This window comes from Amycolatopsis sp. FU40 (assembly GCF_021903635.1).
Taxonomy (GTDB): domain Bacteria; phylum Actinomycetota; class Actinomycetes; order Mycobacteriales; family Pseudonocardiaceae; genus Amycolatopsis; species Amycolatopsis dendrobii.
In genome coordinates this window covers 8,599,541-8,622,308 of the sequence record NZ_CP091381.1, presented here as the reverse complement: position 1 = coordinate 8,622,308, position 22,768 = coordinate 8,599,541, and the positions used below count along the sequence as shown (strand labels likewise).

General features: G+C 69.8%; 19 protein-coding genes. 7 read left to right on the top strand and 12 right to left on the bottom strand.

Annotated elements, in window-relative coordinates; translation table 11 throughout:
* The first annotated feature begins 12 nt into the window (after nt 1-12).
* Complete coding sequence (gene glpK, locus L3Q65_RS40880) at nt 13-1,521, top strand: glycerol kinase GlpK (protein WP_182894483.1); 1,509 nt, start codon at nt 13-15, stop codon at nt 1,519-1,521.
* A gap of 779 nt (nt 1,522-2,300) precedes the next feature.
* Here the strand turns inward: glpK and L3Q65_RS40875 are convergent.
* From L3Q65_RS40875 to L3Q65_RS40855, 5 genes are all read right to left on the bottom strand, one after another.
* Entirely contained in the window at nt 2,301-3,098 is a 798-nt protein-coding gene (locus tag L3Q65_RS40875; RefSeq protein WP_237598034.1) for a VOC family protein, read from the bottom strand.
* Nucleotides 3,099-3,182: 84 nt separating this feature from the next.
* Nucleotides 3,183-3,776, bottom strand: a complete 594-nt coding sequence (locus L3Q65_RS40870; RefSeq protein WP_182894485.1) for a class F sortase — start codon at nt 3,774-3,776, stop codon at nt 3,183-3,185.
* Between the two features lie 58 nt (nt 3,777-3,834).
* The gene (locus L3Q65_RS40865) at nt 3,835-4,476 is read right to left on the bottom strand and encodes a hypothetical protein (RefSeq protein ID WP_237598033.1); all 642 of its coding nucleotides are present in this window, start codon (nt 4,474-4,476) and stop codon (nt 3,835-3,837) included.
* A 196-nt stretch (nt 4,477-4,672) separates the two neighbouring features.
* A complete protein-coding gene (locus L3Q65_RS40860) occupies nt 4,673-5,125 on the bottom strand; it encodes a hypothetical protein (RefSeq protein WP_182894487.1) in 453 nt (150 codons plus the stop codon).
* A gap of 78 nt (nt 5,126-5,203) precedes the next feature.
* Nucleotides 5,204-6,607, bottom strand: coding sequence for an NAD(P)H-quinone dehydrogenase (locus tag L3Q65_RS40855; RefSeq protein ID WP_182894488.1), 1,404 nt, complete (start codon nt 6,605-6,607; stop codon nt 5,204-5,206).
* Nucleotides 6,608-6,739: 132 nt separating this feature from the next.
* On the opposite strand from L3Q65_RS40855, the gene L3Q65_RS40850 reads away from it, so the two are divergent.
* On the top strand, nt 6,740-7,192 hold the full coding sequence (locus L3Q65_RS40850; RefSeq protein ID WP_182894489.1) for a gamma-glutamylcyclotransferase: 453 nt from the start codon (nt 6,740-6,742) through the stop codon (nt 7,190-7,192).
* A 784-nt stretch (nt 7,193-7,976) separates the two neighbouring features.
* On the opposite strand, the gene L3Q65_RS40845 is transcribed toward L3Q65_RS40850, so the two are convergent.
* The 5 genes from L3Q65_RS40845 to L3Q65_RS40825 form a co-directional block, all read right to left on the bottom strand.
* Entirely contained in the window at nt 7,977-9,263 is a 1,287-nt protein-coding gene (locus tag L3Q65_RS40845; RefSeq protein WP_182894490.1) for an amidohydrolase, read from the bottom strand.
* Between the two features lie 190 nt (nt 9,264-9,453).
* Complete coding sequence (locus tag L3Q65_RS40840) at nt 9,454-9,768, bottom strand: hypothetical protein (protein WP_182894491.1); 315 nt, start codon at nt 9,766-9,768, stop codon at nt 9,454-9,456.
* A gap of 175 nt (nt 9,769-9,943) precedes the next feature.
* Nucleotides 9,944-10,936, bottom strand: coding sequence for a methylmalonyl Co-A mutase-associated GTPase MeaB (meaB, locus tag L3Q65_RS40835; RefSeq protein WP_237598032.1), 993 nt, complete (start codon nt 10,934-10,936; stop codon nt 9,944-9,946).
* A gap of 3 nt (nt 10,937-10,939) precedes the next feature.
* Entirely contained in the window at nt 10,940-13,108 is a 2,169-nt protein-coding gene (gene scpA / locus L3Q65_RS40830) for a methylmalonyl-CoA mutase (RefSeq protein ID WP_182894492.1), read from the bottom strand.
* The gene (locus L3Q65_RS40825) at nt 13,105-14,970 is read right to left on the bottom strand and encodes a methylmalonyl-CoA mutase family protein (RefSeq protein WP_182894493.1); all 1,866 of its coding nucleotides are present in this window, start codon (nt 14,968-14,970) and stop codon (nt 13,105-13,107) included. The genes scpA and L3Q65_RS40825 overlap by 4 nt, the downstream gene beginning before the upstream one ends.
* A 268-nt stretch (nt 14,971-15,238) precedes the next feature.
* Between L3Q65_RS40825 and L3Q65_RS40820 the strand changes: the two genes are divergently transcribed.
* Entirely contained in the window at nt 15,239-16,933 is a 1,695-nt protein-coding gene (locus tag L3Q65_RS40820; protein WP_237600999.1) for a serine/threonine-protein kinase, read from the top strand.
* Nucleotides 16,934-16,957: 24 nt separating this feature from the next.
* Here the strand turns inward: L3Q65_RS40820 and L3Q65_RS40815 are convergent, their stop codons facing one another.
* Entirely contained in the window at nt 16,958-17,545 is a 588-nt protein-coding gene (locus L3Q65_RS40815) for a MerR family transcriptional regulator (RefSeq protein WP_312872216.1), read from the bottom strand.
* A gap of 149 nt (nt 17,546-17,694) precedes the next feature.
* On the opposite strand from L3Q65_RS40815, the gene L3Q65_RS40810 reads away from it, so the two are divergent.
* The 3 genes from L3Q65_RS40810 to L3Q65_RS40800 are packed head-to-tail and all read left to right on the top strand — an operon-like array spanning nt 17,695 to nt 19,882.
* Complete coding sequence (locus tag L3Q65_RS40810) at nt 17,695-18,675, top strand: hypothetical protein (protein ID WP_237598031.1); 981 nt, start codon at nt 17,695-17,697, stop codon at nt 18,673-18,675.
* A complete protein-coding gene (locus L3Q65_RS40805) occupies nt 18,672-19,100 on the top strand; it encodes an ABA4-like family protein (protein ID WP_237598030.1) in 429 nt (142 codons plus the stop codon). The genes L3Q65_RS40810 and L3Q65_RS40805 overlap by 4 nt, the downstream gene beginning before the upstream one ends.
* Nucleotides 19,097-19,882: a purine-nucleoside phosphorylase gene (locus L3Q65_RS40800; RefSeq protein WP_182894496.1), complete on the top strand. Its 786-nt coding sequence runs from the start codon at nt 19,097-19,099 to the stop codon at nt 19,880-19,882. The genes L3Q65_RS40805 and L3Q65_RS40800 overlap by 4 nt, the downstream gene beginning before the upstream one ends.
* 48 nt (nt 19,883-19,930) lie before the next feature.
* Here the strand turns inward: L3Q65_RS40800 and L3Q65_RS40795 are convergent, their stop codons facing one another.
* Entirely contained in the window at nt 19,931-21,082 is a 1,152-nt protein-coding gene (locus L3Q65_RS40795; RefSeq protein WP_237598029.1) for a glycosyltransferase, read from the bottom strand.
* A gap of 57 nt (nt 21,083-21,139) precedes the next feature.
* Here L3Q65_RS40795 and L3Q65_RS40790 point away from each other — a divergent pair, with 57 nt between their 5' ends.
* Nucleotides 21,140-22,768 (top strand): phospho-sugar mutase, encoded by a 1,629-nt coding sequence (locus L3Q65_RS40790; protein WP_182894498.1) that lies wholly within the window; start codon nt 21,140-21,142, stop codon nt 22,766-22,768.

The following is a 22,768-nucleotide window of genomic DNA, read 5'->3' as shown; positions in this document are numbered from 1 at the left end:
CGGAGGGAATCCATGACTTCGTATGTCGCCGCGATCGACCAGGGCACCACGTCGACGCGTTGCATGATCTTCGACCACTCCGGCCGTGTCGTCGCGGTCGACCAGCGCGAGCACGAGCAGATCTTCCCGAAAGCGGGCTGGGTCGAGCACAACGCCGAGGAGATCTGGGAAAACACCCGCGCGGTCGCGGCGGGCGCGCTCGCCAAGGCCGACCTGCGGCCGACCGACATCGCCGCGGTGGGCATCACCAACCAGCGCGAGACGGCGCTCGTGTGGGACCGCAACACCGGAAAGCCGGTGTACAACGCGATTGTCTGGCAGGACACCCGCACCGACAAGATCGCGGGCGAACTGGGAGCGCTCGGCGGCGGCCAGGAGCGCTACCGCTCGAAGACCGGTCTCCCGCTCGCGACGTACTTCTCCGGCCCGAAGATCAAGTGGATCCTCGACAACGTCGAGGGCGCGCGGGCCAGGGCCGAGGCGGGCGATCTGGTGTTCGGCAACATGGACACCTGGGTGCTGTGGAACATGACCGGCGGCACCGACGGCGGCGTGCACGTGACGGACCCGACGAACGCGTCGCGCACGCTGCTGATGGACCTCGACACCCTGCAGTGGGACGAGGACATCGCGGCGGAGATGGGGATCCCGCTGTCGATGCTGCCGGAGATCCGGTCGTCGTCGGAGGTGTATGGCAAGGTCCGCCCGCGCGGGGCTCTCGCGGAAGTGCCGATCGCGGGCATCCTGGGCGACCAGCAGGCGGCGACGTTCGGCCAGGCGTGCCTTTCGCCGGGCGAGGCCAAGAACACCTACGGCACCGGCAACTTCGTGCTGCTGAACACCGGCACGGAGAAGGTGTTGTCGGAGAACGGCCTGCTCACGACGGTCTGCTACAAGATCGGCTCGAACGACACGGTGTACGCACTGGAGGGCTCCGTCGCGGTCACCGGTTCGCTGGTGCAGTGGCTGCGCGACAACCTCGGGTTGATTTCGTCGGCGGCCCAGATCGAGGAATTCGCCCGAACGGTCGACGACAACGGCGGCGCGTACTTCGTGCCCGCGTTCTCGGGCCTGTTCGCCCCGTACTGGCGCTCCGACGCCCGAGGCGCGATCGTCGGCCTGACCCGGTTCGTGAACAAGGGCCACATCTCGCGAGCGGTGCTGGAGGCGACGGCGTTCCAGTCGCGAGAGGTGATCGACGCGATGAACGCCGACTCGGGCGTCCCGCTGAAGTCGCTGAAGGTCGACGGCGGGATGGTCGTGAACGAACTGCTGATGCAGTTCCAGGCGGACATCCTCGGCGTGCCGGTGATCCGCCCGGTGGTGAACGAAACGACCGCACTGGGCGCGGCTTACGCGGCCGGGCTGGCGGTGGGGTTCTGGGAGTCGGAGGACGACATCCGGACCAACTGGGCGAAGGACAAGCAGTGGGACCCGTCGATGGACGAGTCGCGGCGGGAGAAGGAATACCGGAACTGGAAGAAGGCGGTGACGAAGACCTTCGACTGGGTGGAGGACTGATACTTCCGGTCGCCGCTGCCTGACCGGCGGTTCAACGACGGCTTACCGCCTGCCTGGGTGACAGGTCGTGAGGGGAGCCTTGAGGGAATCCGATTCCCTCAAGGCTCCCCTCACGTACTTCTGGCCAGCGCTGCCCAGCCCGCCGCCACGTCGGTACGACACCAGCTCAGCTCGGCAGGACTGCGGCCGAGTCGGCTTGCTCCGCCCAGCACCGCATGACCGCCGCGCGGCCCCGCTCAGCACCGCGTGACCACCGCGCCATCACCCAGCACGGCGTGACTGCCGCACGCCCCTGCTCAACACCGCATGGCTGCCACGCGGCTCAGCTCAGCACCGCACAACCACCGCGCGGCCTCGCTTAGCAACGCGCGGCCCCCACCCAGCACCGCTCAGCAACGCATGACCGCCCGCGCCCCCACCCAGCACCGCGTGGCCACCGCACGGCCCCGCTCAACACCGCGTGGCCACCGCACGGCCCCGCTCAACACCGCGTGGCCACCGCACGGCCCCGCTCAACACCGCGTGGCCACCGCACGGCCCCGCTCAACACCGCGTGGCCACCGCACGGCCCCGCTCAACACCGCGTGGCCACCGCACGGCCCCGCTCAACACCGCGTGGCCGCCGCGCGGCCCCGCTCAACACCGCGTGGCCGCCGCGCGGCCCCGCTCAACACCGCGTGGCCGCCGCGCGGCCCCGCTCAACACCGATGGCGTGCTCGCCCACCGCCTCGTCTTTCAGCCAGCTCGCCCGAGCCGGTTTCGCGAGGTCCGAATCAACCTCACCCCCACCCGTCCTGAGTTCCGGACTGGGCGTTGGGGGCCATCAGCGAAAAGCCAGCCCCCTGGTCGTCCACCGCGATCACCATCCGGCCGTGCGGCGTGTCCGCCGGCGGGCTCACCACCGTGCCACCCAAGTCCGGGATTCGCGCTGCTGACTCGTCCGCGTCGGCGGTCCAGAAGTACGTCACCCACCCCGGCGATGCCGGGCTGTCCGCGGGCAACTCGCCGAGGCCGCCAACCGGCCTGCCGTCGACGTCCAGCGTCGCGTACGTGAAGCCCGGCCCGGACATGTCCCCGAAGCCGTACCCGAACACATCGCCATAGAACTGCTTGGCCGCGGTGAAATCCCGGGTCATGCATTCGTTCCACGCGGGAGCCCCGGGCGTCAGCGTCGCCTGCGTGCCGGAGTGCCTGCCCGGCTGCCACAGGCCGAACGTCGCTCCGGTCGGGTCGGTCGCGATGGCCATCCGGCCTTCGGTCAGGACGTCCATCGGCGGTGCGATGACCTGTCCGCCCGCTTCGGCGATCGCGGCTACGGTTTTGTCTACATCGGACACTGACAGGTACGTCGTCCACATCGGCGGCATGCCCGCTTGCTCCGGCGGGATCTGCCCGATGCCCGCGACCGGCTTGCCGGCGATCTGCGCCATTCCGTAATAGCCGGTCTCCGGGCCGCCGGATTCGACTGTCCAGCCGAGCAGCGACTCGTAGAACGTGACCGCCTTGTCGCGGTCAGGCACCATCAAGTCGCCCCAGCACGGTGTGCCCGCGGGCCACGGTTCTGTCCTGGTGATCATGCGTGCCTCCCAGAATTGTGCCAACCGCCACAGTGTCGCACCGGGGACCGACAAAATCGGGGGCGTCTTGTTCAATGCGCGGGGTCAGCGCCCGCCCTTCACCAGATGGGCGTACACGATGATGTTGTCCACATAGCTGTGCTCGGTCCGGTCGAAGGCGCCGCCGCAGGTGATCAACCGCAACTCCGGATCCGAAGTGTCCCCGTAGACCTCCTCGGTCGGGAAGACGTCCTTGGGCACCTGGTCCACTTTGGTCACCTCGAAGTGCGCGGTGGTGCCGTCGCGGCGGGCGATGTCGACGTCGTCTCCCGGCTTCATTTCCTTGAGCCGGTAGAAGATCCCTTTGTGCTTGTTTCCGTCGACGTGTCCGAGCACGACCGCGGGGCCGACTTCGCCGGGCGTCGGGCCGTTTTCGTACCACCCGGCCTGCAATGGGGTGCTGACCGGCGGGACCTGGACCGAATTGTCGGGGTTGAGGCCGAGCGGCACCAGGCTGGAATGCGCGTCGATGCTCGGGATGTCCAGCGAGACCGGCTCCGATTTCGGCAGGGCTGCCGACGAAACCGACGAAACCGGCGGAACGCTGGAAGCGGGTGCCGCGGTCGTCGAACCGGCCGAGCATCCGGCCAGCAGCGCGACGAGCGCGACGGACGCCGCGGCGAGTGTCGTCCTGATCATCTTTCCCCCGATCCGCCCAGGCCTGGCCGCGCGAAAGCGGCCAGGCCCAGGAGACTAGTCAGCCACGCTGGCGCCGACGCGCCACCACGAGCCCGGTGCCGCCGAGGGCGAGCACGCCCATCGCGCCGGCCGCGATCGGGAGTCCGAGGTTCGACTGGTCGTCCGCGACCGGACCGTCCGTGCCGCCGGTCTGCGGCGCGCCGGACGGGACCTTGCTGACCTGCTTGGGCGCGGGGGTGGGCGTCGGCTTCGGGGCGGGCTTCGCGCCCAGCACGGTGAACTTCGTGGTGAGGTCGGCACTGCCGCAGGAGAACGAAACCTGGTACGTGCCGGGCTTCACGCCGCTGCGAACAGTCGCGGCGCCCTGCGAGATCGGCGCCTTCGACGGGTCGTTCTGCGGACCGACCGGGTGCAGCTTGCCGAACTGCAGCGCCGCCGAGTTCAGGTTCTGGATCTCCGAGGCCTCGCAGCCGACGCGCACGGTGACGCGGTCCCCGGCGTGGCCGGAGGACGGCAGCACCCGGATGAATGCCTTGGGCACGCCGCCGCTGTCGCCAGGCGGTTCCTCCGGCGAGGAGGACGGCGGAGCGGTGACGGTGCTCGACGGAGGCGGCGTGGCGGACGTTTCAGCGGCGAAAGCCGGTGCGGCCGAAAGCATTCCGGCGGCGACGAGGGCGGAGAAAACAACGGTACGCTTCATGACACTCCCCTTGATGAAAAATGCGATTCCCGCCGCATACAACGGCGGCGAATCCGCGCCCGGCCGACAGTTCCCCCTGCGGCCCGGGCGTTTTCGCTCCGACAACAACAAGACGTCTCCGCCCGCCGCGGGGTTGCCCCGGGAACGAAAAAACCGCCGGAAACAATTTCCGGCGGTTTTTGGCGAGCCTGGATGATTACCCGGCGAGGCTCCCGTCGCCCGCTTTCGCGGCGCCCTGGGGCACCCGGGACACCTGCGCGGCGGGCACGGTGAATGTCGCGTTGTACTGCTTCCCGGCGCACGTGACGGTGAGCGGGTAACTACCGGGTTTGGTGCCAGGCACCAGGTTCGCGTGCGCGCTCATCGTGGCCTTCACCCCGACCATCTCGCCGTAGAAGTACTGAGAGAACTTCAACGCGGGCGAACTGAACGCCGCTGTGCCCGCGTTGGCTCCAGGGCAGTAGGCGAGCGCCAGGTTCGGGCCGGAGCCGCGTTGGTAGACGTTCACCTGGCCGTGCAGCACCGCGGTGTCCTGGTTCAGCTGCACAGTCACTGGATCGGGCGCCGGACCGTCCGCCGCCACCGCCGGGACCGCTGTCCCGGCCAATCCGATCGCCGCCGCCACCGCGAAAATCGCGCTCTTGCGCACCCTCGTTCCTTCCCCGTGCCACCCGTCTTCACCCCGCAAGACGCGGTGTGCGGCACGGGGTTGCCCGGACGCGGAAAATCAGTCCAGATCGTCGTGCCGCATGAGCTGGCGGCCCGCTTCGGTGATCGATCCGGACAGCGACGGGTACACCGAGAACGTCAGCGCGAGGTGGTCCACCGTCAGCTGGTTCTGCACCGCCAGCGCGATCGGCAGGATCAGCTCGCTCGCCGACGGCGCGACCACGACACCGCCGACCACCACGCCGGTGGCGGGACGGCAGAACAGCTTCACGAAACCGCGGCGCAGGCCTTCCATCTTCGCGCGCGCGTTGGTCGCCAGCGGCAGCATGATCGTGCGCGCGGGCACCTCGCCGGAGTCGATCGCCTGCTGGCTGATGCCGACGGTCGCGATTTCCGGGTGGGTGAACACGTTCGCCGCGACGGTCTTGAGCTTGATCGGCGCGACACCCTCGCCCAGCGCGTGCCACATCGCGATACGGCCCTGCATGCTCGCCACGGACGCGAGCATCAGCACGCCGGTGCAGTCGCCCGCCGCGTACACGCCGGGGACGCTCGTGCGCGACACCCGGTCCACCGCGATGAAGCCGCCGGGGCCGGGCTCGATGCCGACGCGATCGAGGCCGATGTCGGCGGTGTTCGGGATGGATCCGACGGTCATCAGCGCGTGGCTTGCCTCGATCACGCGACCGTCGGCCAGGTGAACTTCGACGCCCTTCTCGGTGCGCTCGACGCGTTCCGCGCGGGCCTGTTTGGCCACCGTGGTGCCGCGCTGGGTGAAGACTTCTTCGAGCACCGCGGCGGCGTCGGCGTCCTCGTGCGGCAGCACGCGGTCGCGGCTGGACACGACGGTGACCTTCACGCCCATCTCGGTGTACGCGGACGCGAACTCGGCGCCGGTGACGCCGGAGCCGATCACCGCGAGGTGTTCGGGCAGCTCAGTGAGGTCGTACAGCTGCCGCCAGTCCAGGATCCGCTCGCCGTCCGGCACCGCGCCGGGCAGCACGCGCGGGGTGGCCCCGGTAGCGATCAGCACGACGTCCGCGGACAGCGATTCGACCGTGCCGTCGGCGTGCGTGACTTCAACCGTGTGGGTGGCGAGACCGGGCTCGTCGTCGGCGAAGCGGGCCTGGGCGGTGATCACGCGAACGCCTTCACGCTGCACGCGGGCGCGGATGTCGGCCGACTGCGCGAGCGCCAGGCCCTTCACCCGGCCGTGCACGGTCGGCAGGTCGACGGTGGTGTCCGCGAGGTCGGTGTTGATGCCGAGTTCGCCGAGGTCGTGCATCTTCGCGAGCGCGCCGGACGACGCGATGAACGTCTTCGAGGGCACGCAGTCGTAGAGGACACAGGCGCCGCCCAGGCCGTCCCGCTCGACGATCGTCACGTCGGCGCCGTGCTGCGCCGCGACCAAGGCGGCTTCGTAGCCCGCCGGGCCGCCACCCATGATCACGATCCTGGTCACCTGGGTCCTCCTATGTCACACGTGCTTGGCGGTGGCCCTGACCCTACGCGGCGAACCTGACCGGCAAGCGAAGTGCCCGGACACGGCATGTGCATCCGGTCGCGGCGAACAGAGGTCGCTAGGCTGTGCCGCGTGCCGTTGTATGCCGCTTACGGATCCAACATGGAGCCCGCCCAGATGCTGGAGCGCGCCCCGCACTCGCCCATGGCGGGCACCGGCTGGCTGGAAGGCTGGCGGCTGACCTTCGGCGGCGAGGACATCGGGTGGGAAGGCGCGCTGGCCACCATCGTCGAGGACCCGTCGTCGCGGGTGTTCGTCGTGCTGTACGACGTGACCGGGCTCGACGAGGACCGGCTCGACCGCTGGGAAGGCGGCGAGCTGGGAATGCACACGAAGATCCGGCTGCGGGTCCAGACGATGGACGGCTCGGTGCTGGCCTGGCTGTACGTGCTGGACGCCTACGAGGGCGGACTGCCCTCGGCGCGCTATCTCGGGGTGCTGGCGGATGCCGCGGAGGCGGCCGGGGCCCCGGCGGATTACGTCGACGATCTGCGCACCCGGCCGTGCACCGGGATCAGCGGCTGACGCTTTCTCCTTGACGGTCCGCGAGGGGAACTCTCACGGACTCTGCGTCTCCATGCCAGGAACTTAAGGCGAGGCTGCGGGCGCGGTTGAGGCGTGGTTGCCCAGACCGCAGGAGCTGGCGGGACCGCGGTGGCTCGGCGAAGAGGCCAGCGTCCCCATGCAGGTTTCTCAGTAGCCGCGGCGGGCTGCATGGTCCCGGTGAAGTACGTGACGGGAACCCTGAGTCCGCGAGGGTGCCCCCTCACGGACGTTCAGCCGTTCGAGAGGCGAACCACCCCGGCGGCCTCGACCTCGCGGCGGGCGGCCCGGAACGCTCGTTTCCGGAGTCATCCACACCCGCCGTAGCAGAGGGCCGGAAGTTGTCCCCAACGGCACCGCCCTGTGGATAACTCCGTGCGACGAGGTGCTCCACAAGCTTGTCGGACAGCTGCCCAATACCACACGGCAGAGGCTCACCCACACGGGCATCCAACACCTCAGAGCGCAGGAAAAATAGCAGCGCGTCACCAAAAATGACGGCAGAAATCAGGTCAGCGGATCGCTGCGGTCAGCCTCGGATTCCGCCAAAGCCGTTGCCGCACAACACGAAATCCGTCACCGACAGCCACCGGCCCACCGCCGCACTCGGGCAGCACAAAAGTCCGAAATGACTCTCTGTAAACGGGTCGCGGCAGGGTACCCTACGGTCTAGACCACGCCGGGTAATCCCCCGCTGACACCCCCGCACGAGGGGTACCTCTCACCCGCCTGAGTTATCCACATCGGCGCGGCGCCTGTGGATAACTCAGGCCAGTGAGGCCAGTGCGGTGTGCACCAAAGTGCGCACTCCGACGAGCAGCGCGCGCTCGTCGAGAACGAACGTCGGGCGGTGGATGTCGGCCTGCGGAGCGGGCGGACCGGACCACACGCCGAGCCGGGCGAAGGCACCGCCGACGTGCTCCAGGTACCAGCCGAAGTCCTCGCCTCCGGACGACTGTTCCGTCCCGGCGAGCCCTGTTTCGCCGACCGCCGCCTCGACCCCGGCGCGCATCAGCGCGGTCGACTCAGCGTCGGACACGACGGGCGGCACGCCGCGCCGGTAGTCGAGCGAGAAGCCGACCCCGGTCGGGGCCAGCAGGGATTCCACCGAAGACGCGACGAGCGGCTCCAGCGACTTCCACACCTCGTGGTCGGCCGTCCGCAGCGTGCCGCGCAGGACGCCGTCCTGCGGGACCGCGTTCGCGGCCTGTCCGGCGTGCACCGCGCCCCACACCAGCACCGTGCCGGAGCGCGGGTCGACGCGCCGGGACAGCACCGACGGCAGCGACGTGATGACCGTGCCCAGCGCGTAGACCAGATCAGCGGTGAGATGCGGCCGCGACGTGTGTCCGCCGGGCGAGGTCAGGCGCAGTTCGATCAGGTCGGCGGCGGACGTCAGCGCGCCGACCCGGGTGCCGACCTTGCCCGCTTCGAGCCGAGGGTCGCAGTGCAGGCCGTAGATCCGCTCGACGCCCTCCAGCGCTCCCGCGGCGATCATGTCCAGCGCGCCGCCGGGCATGACCTCCTCCGCGGGCTGGAAGATCAGCCGCACGCGGCCGGGCAGTTCAGGCGCTCCGGCGAGGGCGCGGCCGGCACCGAGCAGGATCGCGGTGTGCGCGTCGTGGCCGCACATGTGCGCCGCGCCCTCGGTGGTGGAGGAGTACGGCAGGCCGGTGTCCTCGGTCAGCGGCAGCGCGTCGATGTCCGCGCGCAGCGCGACGCAACGCTCGCCCTTGCCGATGTCGCACACCACGCCGGTGCCGCCGGGCAGCACCCACGGCTTGAGCCCGACCCGGCGCAGCAGCGAGACGATCAGCTCGGTCGTCGCGAACTCGTTGCGCGACAGCTCGGGGTGGGCGTGGATGTGCCGCCGCCACGCGAGCACGTCGGTCGCGTTCGCGCGCAGCCAGTCGTCCAGCCAGAACGGGCCGCGGCCCGCGCCAAGGTCTTCCACCGGAGCCATGCTGACGCCGGCTTCGGTCAGCAGCGCGCCGGGCGCCGCGATCGGGTTGTGGTCACCTGGAACGTCCGGCCGTGAGTCCAGCACCGTCACGCCGCACCTCCTCCCGCAACACGAGCGCAGGGGAACACGCAACGTGCCGATCGATCTGTCTTACGCATTGCAGTCGATCGTGCACCATGCAGGTGGCAAGCGGCGGCGCGCTGCCGTTCGACCAAGACGGCCGGTAGCGGATCTGCGGCGAACGGCTGACGAAGTTCGGCGTGGGTGAACGCCGGAAAGCTCAGCCGCCTTGGGCCTTGCGGCGCTTGATGCGGTGGCGGCGGCCGAAGAACACGATGGCGAGCAGCACCACCGCGGCCCCGCCCGCGATGAGGTTCTTCTTCGTCTTGTCGGCGTTGGCCTTGTCGGTCTGGGACGGGTCCAGCACCGGTCCCGGCGGGGCTTGGCGGAGCGCGTTCACCTGCGTGATCGCCGTCTCGGCCGCCACGGAGACCGAGGCCGGAGCCGGGGTCGCCGCGGACGCCGCGACCGGCAGCACTCCGGTGAGCAGCACGCCGAGCAGACCGGCCAGCAGCAGTCCCCGCACCTTCGCCATGACTTCCCTTCTACGCCGTCACCGTGCATTGTGCCCGTCGAAGCGCGGGCGCGTCAGCCGCCACGCGGTGGAGGCGCGTCCGCTCGCCCCGTGCTGACGACCGTCGAGCGCAATAAGCCCCTGAGACGGTCAAAAGACACTTGTGCGGACAGCGCTTTTTCTTCTTGGACAACGTTCAAGAAGAGGGTTCGGCGAACGCCGCCAAGATCCGCTGCGCGGCCAGCGTGGCGGTGAGTTCTCCGTCGCGCACCGCTCGTTCCACGTCGGCTACCTGCGCGCGGACGGCCGGATGCGCGGTGAGCCGGTCGAGCAGCTGTTCGCGGACCATCGACCACGTCCAGTCGACCTGCTGGCGTTTGCGCCGCTCGCCAAGATCACCCGATTCGGTGAGCACCTCGCGGTGCTTGCCGATCGCCGCCCACACTTCGTCGAGGCCGCTGCCTTCGAGCCCGCTGCACGTGAGCGCCGGCGGCGTCCACAACGCGTCCTTGCCGTAGATCATCCGCAGCGCGCCCTGCAGTTCGCGCGCGGCGCGCTTGGCGTCGCGTTCGTGCGGGCCGTCTGCCTTGTTCACGGCGATGACGTCGGCGAGTTCCAGTACGCCCTTCTTGATGCCCTGCAACTGGTCGCCGGTGCGCGCCAGCGTCAGGAAGAGAAAGCAGTCGACCATGTTCGCCACGGTCACCTCGGACTGCCCGACCCCGACCGTCTCCACGAGCACGACGTCGAAGCCGGCCGCCTCCATCAGCACGATCGTCTCGCGGGTGGCGCGGGCGACGCCGCCGAGCGTGCCGGACGTCGGCGACGGCCGGATGAACGCCTTCGGATCGACCGCCAGCCGCGCCATCCGGGTCTTGTCGCCGAGGATCGAGCCGCCGGTGCGGGTCGAGGACGGGTCGACGGCCAGCACCGCGACCCGGTGCCCGGCGGTGGTGAGGTCAGTGCCGAGCTGGTCGATAAATGTCGACTTGCCGACTCCGGGTACGCCGGTGATGCCGACGCGTTTCGCGCCGCCCGCGTGCGGGAGCAGCTCGACGAGCAGCTCCTGCGCTTGCCGCCGGTGGTCCTCCCGGTGCGATTCGACCAGCGTGATGGCCTTGGACAGGGTCCCCCGGTCGCCCGCGAGCACGCCCTTGGCGTATTCGCCGACGTCGATCCGCCGCGGCAAGGTTCAGGACTCCTGCGCGGCCAGCTGCTGGAGCAGGTCGATCGCCGCGTCCGCGAGCACCGTGCCCGGGCCGAAGATCGCCGCCGCTCCCGCTTCGCGCAGCTCGGGGTAGTCCTGCGGCGGGATCACGCCGCCGACCACGACCATGATGTCCTCGCGGCCCAGTTCGGCCAGCTCGTGGCGCAGCGCGGGCACCAGCGAGAGGTGCCCGGCGGCCAGCGAGGACACGCCGATCACGTGCACGTCGGCCTCGGACGCCTGGCGGGCGACCTCGGCCGGGGTGGAGAACAGCGGGCCGACGTCGACGTCGAAGCCGAGGTCGGCGAAGCCGGTGGCGATCACCTTCTGGCCGCGGTCGTGGCCGTCCTGGCCCATTTTCGCGACGAGGATGCGCGGGCGGCGGCCTTCCTCTTCAGCGAATTTGTCGACCAGCTCGCGGGCCTTCTCGACGTTGTCCGACTTCCCCACCTCTTCCCGGTACACGCCGGAGATCGTGCGGATCTGGCCGGAGTGGCGGCCCCAGTTCTTCTCCAAGGCGTCGGAGATCTCGCCGACGGTCGCCTTCGCGCGCGCGGCGTTGATGGCCAACTCAAGCAGGTTGCCGTTGTTCTGCGCACCTTCGGTGAGACGGCGCAGCGCGTCCTCGGTGGCCTGCGGGTCGCGTTCTTCGCGCAGCCGACGCAGCTTCTCGAGCTGCTGTGCGCGTACGCCCGCGTTGTCGACCTTCAGCACATCGATCTGCTCGTCGTCAGTGACCTGGTACTTGTTCACGCCGATGACCGGCTGTCGTCCCGAGTCGATGCGCGCCTGCGTACGCGCGGCCGCCTCTTCGATGCGCAGCTTCGGGATGCCTTCGTCGATCGCGCGCGCCATGCCGCCTGCGCCCTCGACCTCGGTGATGTGGCCCCACGCCTTGCGCGCGAGGTCGTAGGTGAGCTTCTCGACGAACGCGCTGCCGCCCCACGGGTCGATGACGCGTGTGGTGCCGGATTCCTGCTGCAGCAACAGCTGTGTGTTGCGCGCGATCCTCGCGGAGAAGTCGGTGGGCAGCGCGAGCGCTTCGTCGAGAGCGTTGGTGTGCAACGACTGCGTGTGCCCCTGGGTGGCAGCCATCGCTTCGACGCACGTACGCGTGACGTTGTTGAAGACGTCCTGCGCGGTGAGCGACCAGCCTGACGTCTGAGAGTGCGTACGCAGCGACAGCGACTTCTGCGACTTCGGATCGAACTGCTTCACCAGCTTCGCCCACAGAAGGCGTGCGGCGCGCAGCTTCGCGACCTCCATGAAGAAGTTCATGCCGATGGCCCAGAAGAACGACAGCCGCGGCGCGAACTTGTCGACGTCCAGCCCGGCTTCGACGCCCGCGCGGATGTACTCGACGCCGTCCGCGAGCGTGTACGCCAGCTCCAGATCAGCGGTCGCTCCGGCCTCCTGCATGTGGTACCCGGAGATGGAGATCGAGTTGTACTTCGGCATGTGCTGCGAGGTGTAGCCGAAGATGTCGGAGATGATCCGCATCGAGGGCTGCGGCGGGTAGATGTAGGTGTTGCGGACCATGAACTCCTTGAGGATGTCGTTCTGGATGGTCCCCGCGAGCTGCTCCGGCTTCACCCCCTGCTCCTCGGCCGCGACCACATACAGCGCGAGCACCGGCAGCACCGCGCCGTTCATCGTCATCGAGACGGACATCTTGTCCAGCGGGATGCCGTCGAACAGCTGGCGCATGTCGTAGATCGAGTCGATCGCCACGCCCGCCATGCCGACGTCGCCGGACACGCGCGGGTGGTCGGAGTCGTAGCCGCGGTGGGTCGCGAGGTCGAACGCGACCGACAGGCCCTTCTGCCCGGCCGCGAGGTTGCGGCGGTAGAAGGCGTTGGACTCCTGTGCGGTGGAGAACCCGGCGTACTGGCGGATCGTCCACGGCTGGTTGACGTACATCGTCGGGTACGGCCCGCGCAGGTACGGAGCGATGCCCGGGTACGTGCCGAGGAAGTCCACATCGGACAGATCGGCGGCGGTGTAGACCGGCTTCACGCCGATGCCCTCTGGCGTTTCCCAGGCGAGCGCGTCCGGGCCCTTGCCGGTGGCGTCCTGCACGGCCTGTGCCCACGCGGCGCGGTCGCCCGGTTCCGGCGTGCCGAGCGGGATGCCGGCGAAATTCGGGATGCTCATGCGGAGACTCCCAGCTGTGCGTGGAGGCTGGTCAGGATTTCGAGCGCGTCGCACCCGGCATAGAGGTTGCCGCTGATTCCGTCGTAGGTTCCCTTGCCCGCCAGCAGCACGCTGTCCGCGCCGAGGGACGCCGCGACGGACGCGGCCTGTTCCTCGTACGCCGCGTCGGTGCCGCAGACGCAAGCGATCTTCGCGCCGCTCTCGCGGAACGCGCCGGGCAGGTCGTCGGTCGCGCCGGGGTTCACTGCCTCGATGCCGCCCGCCTGCAGCAGGTTCGTCGCGAAGGACGCGCGGGCGGTGTGCGCGGCGACCGGACCCAGCGTCGCCAGGAAAACCTTCGGTCGCTCGCCGTGTTCAGCGAGGCAGGCGTCGGACGCGTCGCGCAGCTTCTCGTACTCCTCGGCGTACCGGTGCCGCGGCAGCCCTCCGTCCATAGTGGACGGAACCGGGTCGCGGGTGACCGGCTTTTCTTCCAGGTTCGGGAACTCGCTGACGCCGGTGAGCGGGTCGCGCCGGGTGGCGAGGCGGCTCGCGCGTTTCTCCCAGGTCTCGGCCAGCCGTCCGGCCAAAGCGCCGGAGGCCAGTTCGGCTTCGATGCCGCCCGCCGCTTCGATCGCGGTGAACTCGCGCCACGCGGCTTCGGCGAGTTCGTCGGTGAGCTTCTCGACGTACCAGGAGCCGCCCGCCGGGTCGATCACGCTGCCCAGCTTCGACTCTTCGATGAGGATCGCGTTGGTGTTGCGGGCGATCCGCGAGGAAAACGCGTCCGGCAGGCCGATCGCCGCGTCGAACGGCAGCACGGTGACCGCGTCCGCGCCGCCGACACCGGCCGCGAAACAGGCGACGGTGGTGCGCAGCATGTTCACCCACGGGTCGCGCTGGGTGAACATCGACGGCGACGTGACCGCGTGCTGATGCATCCCGCGTGCTTCCGCGGCCGCACCGGAAACTTCGAGGACCCGGTCCCACAGCCGGCGCGCGGCGCGGAACTTGGCGATCGTGAGGAACTGGTCCGCGGTCGCGGCGAGCCGGAACTCGATCTGCGCCGCCGCCGCGGCGACGTCCAGGCCCGCCTCGGTGAGCGCGCGCAGATAAGCGACGCCGGCCGCGATCGTCGCGCCGAGTTCCTGCGCGTCGGAGCCGCCTGCCTCGTGAAAGGGCAGTCCGTCGGCGACGATCGTGCGGACCTTGGGGTACTTGCGGGCAACCTTCGCGGCCAATTCGGCGGCCGGGCCGAGCGGCAGCGCCTGCCCGGTGCGCGCCGTGGTGCCGAGCGGGTCCGCACCGAGCGTGCCGACGGCTTCGCTGGCCGGGACCTCGCGCTCGGCGAAGAGGTCGAGAAGTGCCTGAGCAGCGGTTTCGTACTCCGCACCGGCGTCGAGGACCACCGGCGCGAGGCCGACGTACACCTCGTTCAGCGCGTCCGCGAGCGCGGAAATCGGGAGCGAACCCTCGCCGAGCCGCAGCCAGACCGAGGACGCGCCGCCTTCGAGGTCGGCGAGGATCGCCGCGTTGGCCGCGCGGACGTCTTCCCGCTGGTGACGGACCCGGATGTCCCACCCGGTGTCGACCACACCCTCCGGCCGGGCCCCGCGCACGAACGGCGGCAACCCGGGGAAACCGAGGTCTCCGCCCGCATCGTCAGACGTGTATAGCGGCTGGATTTCGATGCCGTCGTAGGTGCGGGAGACGAGCTTGCTCTCCGGCGCACCCGCGAAATCCTCGGGAAGCCTGCCGCTCTTGCGCAGCACTCCCGCCACCAGCTCCTGCCACTGGGCGCGGTCCGCGGTCGGGAACTCCGCCGCGAGCGCGAGCCCGGGCTCGGAAGTCGGCGCCGACTCCGGACCAGCCACGTTCGTCATACCCAGTGATGGTAGAGGCAGGCCACCAGCCGCACCTGTGACTCTGCTCGCCCCCCGTACGGGTGAACTCAGGGGTAGCGGTGCTGAGTCGAAGAGTGTCGGCGGCTTGGGCCACAATCATGGGGTGCCCTCGGAGAACAGCGACCTGGACCAGCCCGGCAACACCGACAGCACCGGCTCCGCGAAAGCCGAGCCGTCGACCGGCGGCGACCAGCCGCGGGTAGTCGCCGGGCGCTACCGGCTGCGGTCGGTTCTGGGGTCGGGGTCGATGGGCACGGTCTGGTCGGCCTACGACGAGTTCCTGCACCGCCCGGTCGCGGTCAAGGAAATGAAAGTGCCGCCGGGCATCCCGGCCGAACAAGCGGACGAACTGCGCGAGCGCACGCTCCGCGAGGCACGCGCGATCGCGGTCCTGTCGCATCCGAACGTCATCACGCTGCACGACGTCGCGCGCGAGGGCGACGCCCCGTTCGTCGTGATGGAGTTGCTGCCGTCGCGCAGCCTCGCGCACCTGCTTCGCGACCACGGTCCGCTGACGGTGGAACAGGCCGCCGCAGTCGGCATCGCGGTAGCCGCCGCCCTCGAAGCGGCCCACGAAGCAGGCATCACGCACCGCGACGTCAAACCGGGCAACGTGCTGGTCGCCAGCGACGGCCGGATCAAGCTCACCGACTTCGGCATCGCCCGCAACGTCTCCGAAGCCACCATGACCAGGACCGGCATCATGCTCGGTTCACCCGCCTACATCTCGCCGGAAGTCGCGTCCGGCGGCGCAGTCACCCCGAACGCCGACCTGTGGGGCCTCGGCGCGACGCTGTTCGCCGCCGTCGAGGGAGCACCCCCGTACGACGCGGACGGCGACCCGCTGGAAACCGTGGGCAAGGTCGTGAACGGCAAGGTCCCGCGCCCGAAGCCGGGCCCGCTTGCCGACGTCATCGCCGCGCTGATGAAGAAGGAGCCGGAGAAGCGGATCTCCCTGCGCGAGGTGCGCCACCGGCTGTACCCGAAGCAAACCAAGGCCACCGTGGACCTGTTCGGCCCCGAACTGTTCCGCACGCCGGACGGCAAGAAAACCGCCGCCCACCTGGACGCCACCGACACCCAGGTCATCAAGACGGTCGCCCCGAAGCCGGAGACCCCCGAGCAGCCCGCCGCGCTGGCAGCGGATCCAGGCCCTCTCCCGTTCATGCGCTCGGGAAACACCGGCTCCGCCCCCGCCTTCACTCCCGCACCCCCGCTGCCAGCTCCCCCGCCGCTGCCCGCCCCGCTACCGCCGCCACCCCCACGCCGCAGCGGCAAGGCCACGGCAATGCTGGCGGTCGCCTCAATGGTCCTGTTCGCCCTGGCCTGCGGCGGCGGTTTCGCACTGGCCCGCGTGGTGAGCGGGCAGAACCTGCTGCCGCCGCAAAGCCCGGAGACCGGAACACTGGCCACCCTGGGCACGGTCGCGGGCTCCTCGCAGCCGCTGAAGCTGATCCCTCAGCACGCCAACGCAAGCGCAACAGCAAACGTCTCCCGCGACAGCGAATACACCCTCTCAGTCCCCGAGGGATGGCAACGCTTCATCGCGTCCCGAAAGTCGGTATTCGGCACCTCAACGGTGGTCCAGTACATCTCCCCGGACGGCCGCCAATCCCTGCGCCTGGAACGAATCCCGAACTTCTACGAAAAATATTCCCTCGGCGACGCGATGACCGCACTGCGCTCCTCGGGCTCGCAGGATTCTTTCAACTTCACCCGGGAACCCACGAAAACGCCCAACGGCACCGAAGTCATGTTCCGCGCGGTAGAACGAGCGCAAAGCAACTCCGCCGCGATCACCCGAGCAACCTTCGCGCTGATCAAGCAATCCGACAACACCCTGTGGCTGCTGTCCCTGACCGTCCCCGCGGAACAAGAAGACACAGCCTCCGCCACCTTCGACCAAATCGCCCCAACCCTGTCTTTCCCGGCAGCTTCGTAATCGCCGCCAGGCGACGAGCCGAATTCACCCCTCCGAGTACCGCCGCGCGGTCTCAGCCGCCTGAGCCAACCTCCGCAACCCCTCAAACAACCGATCCCCCAAAACGGTCCCCACCACCGCCGCCTCAACAATCCGATCCATCGACCCAATAGCGTCAATGGTATCCAAATCAGCCACCGCGATCCGATCGGCGACCTCCGCATACCGCCCGATCTGATCCAGCAATGCCTGATGCCCCAGCGACCGAATAGTGCACACAGTCCCCACCAGAAATTCCACCGCCGGATTGTCCGGCCCGAACTTCCACCCGTGCGCCCGAGCGATCGGCCCCAGCAATCCCATGGCCCATTCCCGGTCGGCATCCGAAACATCCACCGCGGACCGGGTCAGCGCCCCCTGCATCACCCCGAGCACGTTGTAAGCGGCCCGATCCGAATCGACCGCCGCCACCACCTCCCGCACGGTCGCCACGGACAGCCCGCCGACCTCGACCAGCGCCCGGATCAGCTTCAGCCGCCGCACGTGCTCCTCGCCGTAGCGCGCCTGGTTGGGACTGGTCCGTTCCCCGGCCGGGAGCAGCCCCTCCCGCAGGTAGTACTTGATCGTCGCCACCGGGATCCCGGACTCGGCGCTCAGCTCTGCCATCCGCACCCGCTCGACCCTAACTTCCGGACTTCCGGGAAAAACCCTGAGGACATCTCAGGATAGATAGTTTAACTTCCCATAGTGGAGAGCATCACTATCCATACTGGGAGGACCTCATGACCACCACCGTCGACCCGCCCGCGGCGACGTTGCCCACCGCCCGGATGCGCACCTGGCACCGTCCGTCGCTGTGGTTCGCCGCGGCGATGGGCGTCGCGACCGTGCTGACCGTCGCGGCGATGCTGATCGACCACCGGACCCTGCTCGGCTCGCCGGTGTGGGCGAAACCGTTCAAGTTCGCCGTGTCCGGCGGGCTCTACTACTTCACCTGGAGCTGGCTCGTCTCGCTGCTGAACGGACGGTTGCGCAAGATCGCGAACGTCGCCTCGACCGTCTCCGTCGTGCTGTTCGCCGCCGAGTACGTGGCGATGGCCTTCCAAGCGGCCCGCGCCCGGCCGAGCCACTTCGCGAACACGTCCCCGTTCGACTCCGCGCTGTTCCAGGCCATGGGGGTCATGGTCGCGGGGCTCTGGCTCGCCACGCTCGTGGTCACCGTGCTGCTCATGTTCACCCGGATCGAAGACCGCGCGGTGCACTGGGCGGTGCGCACCAGCGCGGTCCTCGCGCTGATCGGTGCCGGCCTCGGCGCGACCATGACCCAGCCGACCCCGATCGAACGGGCCGAGATCAAAGCCACTGGGCATTCCGACCTCATCGGCGCGCACAGCGTCGGCGTCGCGGACGGCGGCCCCGGCCTTCCGCTGCTCGGCTGGAGCACCACCGGCGGCGACCTGCGCATCGCGCACTTCATCGGCCTCCACGCACTGCAAGCGTTGCCGCTCTTGGCGTTCGGGCTCGCCGTGCTCGCGACACGGCTGCCCCGGCTGCGCGAGAGCGCGGTGCGCGTGCGGCTGGTGTGGACGGGTTCGGCCGGCTACGCGGGGCTCGTCGGCCTGATCCTGTGGCAGGCCGAACGCGGCGAACCCCTCATCCACCCGAGCGGCACGACGCTGGCCGCCGCCGGGCTGCTCGTCGGCGTCATCGCGGCGGCTGCCGCGGCGTCGATCCTGGTGCCGGCTCGGAAGGCGGTCCGGTGAGCGACCCGACCGTCTTCGCCTGGACGTTCCCCGTCGCGGTTCCGTTCTGGGCGCTGATGATCTTCCTGCCCGGCTGGCGCGGCACCCGCCGGATCCTGGCCTCGCCGTGGGTGCCGCTGCTGCCGCTGGTCTGGTACTTCGTGCTGGCGATCCCGCACTTCGGGGAACTGTGGCACGCGATGCAGCGGCCGGATCTCGGTGTCCTGCAAGGGTTCCTGAGCACGTCGTACGGGGCCGCGCTGGTCTGGGCGCATCTCATCGCGTTCGACCTGTTCATCGCGCGCTGGATGTTCTTCGAGGCGCGCACGCACCGGATCCCGTGGTGGGTGCTCAGCCCGCTGCTCCTGCTGACGATCTTCCTGTCGCCGTTCGGCCTGGTCGCGTTCCTCGTGGCCCGCAGCGCCCGGATACGCTCGGCGGCATGAGCAACCTGGAGGAGGCGGCCGCGGCCGTCATCGCCGAGCGCACCGGCGTCGAGAAGCACGACATCGCCGTGGTGCTGGGTTCGGGCTGGCGTCCGGCCGCGGACGTGATCGGAACCGCCGACGCGGAGATCCCGTTCGGCGAACTGCCGGGCTTCACCCCGCCCGGAGCGGTCGGCCACGGCGGCACGGTGCGGTCATTGCGGGTCGGCGAGAAGCGCGCGCTGGTCCTGCTCGGCCGTACGCATTTCTACGAGGGCAAGGGCATCGAGCCGGTCGTGCAGAACGTGCGCACGGCCGCGGCGGCGGGCGCGCGGACGGTGCTGCTCACCAACGCGGCCGGCGGGCTGCGCGCGGGCATGAACGTCGGGCAGCCGGTGCTGATCTCCGACCACCTCAACCTGACCGCGCGCTCCCCGATCGTCGGCGCGAACTTCGTCGACCTGACCGATCTCTACGCCAAGCGGCTGCGCGATCTGGCGCGGGAGATCGACGGTTCGCTCGAGGAGGGCGTGTACGCGGGCCTGCCCGGGCCGCACTTCGAGACGCCCGCCGAGATCCGGATGCTGCGCACCATGGGTGCCGATCTGGTCGGCATGTCGACCGTGCTGGAGGCGATCGCCGCTCGCGCGGCCGGGCTCGAGGTGTTCGGGCTGTCGCTGGTCACGAACCTGGCCGCGGGCATGACCGGTGAGCCGCTCAACCACGAGGAAGTCCTCGAGGCCGGACGGCAGTCGGCGACGCGGATGGGTTCGCTGCTGAAGGAACTCGTCACCCGCGCATGACCCTCGTGAGTGCTGGCGCCGGTTGGAACCGGTGCCAGCACTCACGACTCAGACATACTGCGGCAACTGCGCCGCCACCTCCTCCGGCGAAGGCATCCCCGCGACCTCCTCCGCCAGCCCGCGCACGGCGTCCGCCACCGTGCTGTCGGCCAGCAACCGTCCGGCCGTCTCGCGGACCGCGTCCGTCGTCAGTTCATCGCCGACCAGTTTCGCTCCCACACCGGCTTCGACCACCGCGTCCGCGTTGGTGAACTGGTCCGCGCCCTGCGGCAGCAGCAGCTGCGGCACCCCCGCGGCAAACGCGCCCAGCGTGGTCCCGCTGCCGCCGTGATGCGCCACCAGATCGACGTGCGGCAGCAGTGCCGACTGCGGCACCCATGCCTCCAGCCGCACATTCGACGGCACCTCGCCGAGCGCCGCGACGTCAACTGCCGGACCCGTAGCCACCAGCACGTCCACGTCGAGCGAAGCCAGTCCCTGCAACGCCGAGGTCAGCAGATGCGCCTGGCTGGCTGGGGTGGTGCCGAGCGTCAGGTACACCAGCGGGCGGCCGCGGTCACGGCCTTCGATGCCGGACGGCAGATCTCCCGGTTCGCTCCAGCCGACCGGTCGCAGCGGCACACGCCGGGCCCCGGCGACGAACTCCGGCGCCTGCACCGACGGCGGGCAGATGTCCACGAAGGGGTGCCCCCAGAAGAGCCTGCTGCTGCCGGTGAGTCCGGCTTCGGCGGCGAAGGCGTCGATCTGACCGCTGATGTGGTCCATCGGACCGCCGGAGGACACCCGGCCGAAACCGTGCCCGACCGCGGCGATACCGGCCTGATTCGCGGCGAACGCACCGCCTGGATTGCCCATTTCGTACACGACCAGGTCCGGTTTCCGTTCGGCGAGCACCGGAGCGAGGTCGGTCATGAACCGGGTGGGCATCAGCTTGCCGAAGGCCTTGCCGATTGCCTCGTTCAGTTCGGCTTCCGGGATCTCCTTGCGGCTGCGGGCGTCTCCGGCGAAGAGATTGGCGAACGCCTCCTGCATCGTCAACCCGGCAGCGACGGGTTCGAGACCGGCCTTCTCCAGGGTCGGGTGGAATTCGGACGAGGTCGCGTAAACCACGTCGTGGCCCGCGTCGCGCGCCGCGACGGCGAGCGGCAGCAACGGATAAAGGTGCCCGTAAGAGGCGAGGGAAGTGAATAGAATGCGCACTAGCCCAGGGTATCGGCGAAGACCACCTGGTTTCCGGATCCGCGTAAGCTGGCCCGGGTGTCCGACAGCCTCGATTCCCGCCTCCGCGATTCCGTCTACCGCTGGATCACCGACGACCCGGATCCGGCCTCGCGCGAAGAGCTGACCGCCGCCCTCGCCCGCGCGATGGGCAAGGAGCCCGGCGCGATCGAGGAGATCGCCGACCGGATGGCCGGGCCGCTGGAGTTCGGGACCGCGGGTCTGCGCGGACCGGTGCGCGCGGGCCCGAACGGGATGAACGTCGCGGTCGTCACGCGGACCACCGCGGGGGTCGCGGCCTGGCTCGCCGCGCAGGGGCACGCGGGCGGCGCGGTCGTGGTCGGCCGCGACGCGCGGCACGGTTCGGAAGCGTTCGCCACCGCCGCCGCCGAAGTGCTGAGCGCCGCCGGGTTCGCGGTGAAGGTGCTGCCGCAGCCGTTGCCGACGCCGTTGCTGGCATTCTCGGTGCTGCACTACGGCGCGGTCGCCGGAATCCAGATCACCGCGTCGCACAACCCGCCCGCGGACAACGGATACAAGCTTTACGACGCCACCGGCGGGCAGATCGTGCCGCCCTCCGACGGCGAAATCGAGCGCGCGATCCAGTCCGCCCCGGCCACCCGGAGCATTCCGCGCGCGCCCGGCGCGGAGGTCGTCGACCCGCGCGAGGCGTACCTTTCCGCGGTCGGCGCGCTGCCGCGGGGCACGACGCGCGAGCTGCGGATCGCCGCGACGGCGCTGCACGGCGTCGGCGCGGAGACTTTGCGGGCCGCGCTGTCCCGAGCCGGATTCGCTGACGTGCACCTGGTTTCCGCGCAGTCCGAACCGGACGCGGACTTCCCCACCGTCTCGTTCCCGAACCCCGAGGAACCCGGCGCGACCGACCTCCTGCTGGCGCTGGCGTCCGAAGTGGACGCTGATCTCGCGGTGGCGCTCGACCCGGACGCCGACCGGTGCGCGCTCGGCGTCCGCGGCCCCGAAGGCTGGCGGATGCTGCGCGGCGACGAGACCGGCGTCCTGCTCGGGTCGCACCTTCTGTCCACAACGGACAATCCAGACCCGTTGGTGGCCACCACGATCGTGTCCTCGTCGCTGCTCGGCGAAATCGCGAAGGAAAAGGGCGCGCGCTACGCGGAAACGCTCACCGGGTTCAAGTGGCTGGTCCGCGCGGGCGAGGGCTTGGTGTTCGCGTACGAGGAAGCGCTCGGCCTGTGCGTGAACCCGAGCTTTGTTCGCGACAAGGACGGCATCGCCGCCGCGGTCGCGGGCGCGGACCTGGCCGCCACGCTCAAGGCCGAGGGCCGCACGCTGCTGGACGTCCTCGACGACATCGCGACCCGGCACGGCGTGCACCTCACCGATCAAGTGTCGTTGCGGGTCACCGATCTTTCCGTGCGCGGACGCCTCATGGCCGCGTTGCGCTCGAACCCGCCCGCCACGCTCGGCGGGGTGCCGGTGACGCTCGAAGACCTCCTGCCGGACGCCGACGTGCTCCGGCTGAGCGGCGACGGCGTGCGTGTCGTAGTGCGGCCGTCCGGCACGGAACCGAAACTGAAGGCGTACCTGCAAGTGGTGGCTCCGGTGACCGACGGACTCGCCGACGCGCGGCGCAGCGCGACGGAAGTGCTCGACGCGGTCCGGGAGGAGATCACCGCGCTGCTGCGCTGA

Coding starts and splice junctions, on each gene's coding strand:
- L3Q65_RS40810 (WP_237598031.1), top strand. CDS start 17,695: ATGACCACCACCGTCGACCCGCCCGCGGCGACGTTGCCCACCGCCCGG.
- L3Q65_RS40840 (WP_182894491.1), bottom strand. CDS start 9,768: ATGGCGAAGGTGCGGGGACTGCTGCTGGCCGGTCTGCTCGGCGTGCTG.
- glpK (WP_182894483.1), top strand. CDS start 13: ATGACTTCGTATGTCGCCGCGATCGACCAGGGCACCACGTCGACGCGT.
- L3Q65_RS40820 (WP_237600999.1), top strand. CDS start 15,239: ATGGGCACGGTCTGGTCGGCCTACGACGAGTTCCTGCACCGCCCGGTC.
- L3Q65_RS40875 (WP_237598034.1), bottom strand. CDS start 3,098: ATGATCACCAGGACAGAACCGTGGCCCGCGGGCACACCGTGCTGGGGC.
- L3Q65_RS40870 (WP_182894485.1), bottom strand. CDS start 3,776: ATGATCAGGACGACACTCGCCGCGGCGTCCGTCGCGCTCGTCGCGCTG.
- L3Q65_RS40800 (WP_182894496.1), top strand. CDS start 19,097: ATGAGCAACCTGGAGGAGGCGGCCGCGGCCGTCATCGCCGAGCGCACC.
- L3Q65_RS40825 (WP_182894493.1), bottom strand. CDS start 14,970: ATGACGAACGTGGCTGGTCCGGAGTCGGCGCCGACTTCCGAGCCCGGG.
- L3Q65_RS40865 (WP_237598033.1), bottom strand. CDS start 4,476: ATGAAGCGTACCGTTGTTTTCTCCGCCCTCGTCGCCGCCGGAATGCTT.
- scpA (WP_182894492.1), bottom strand. CDS start 13,108: ATGAGCATCCCGAATTTCGCCGGCATCCCGCTCGGCACGCCGGAACCG.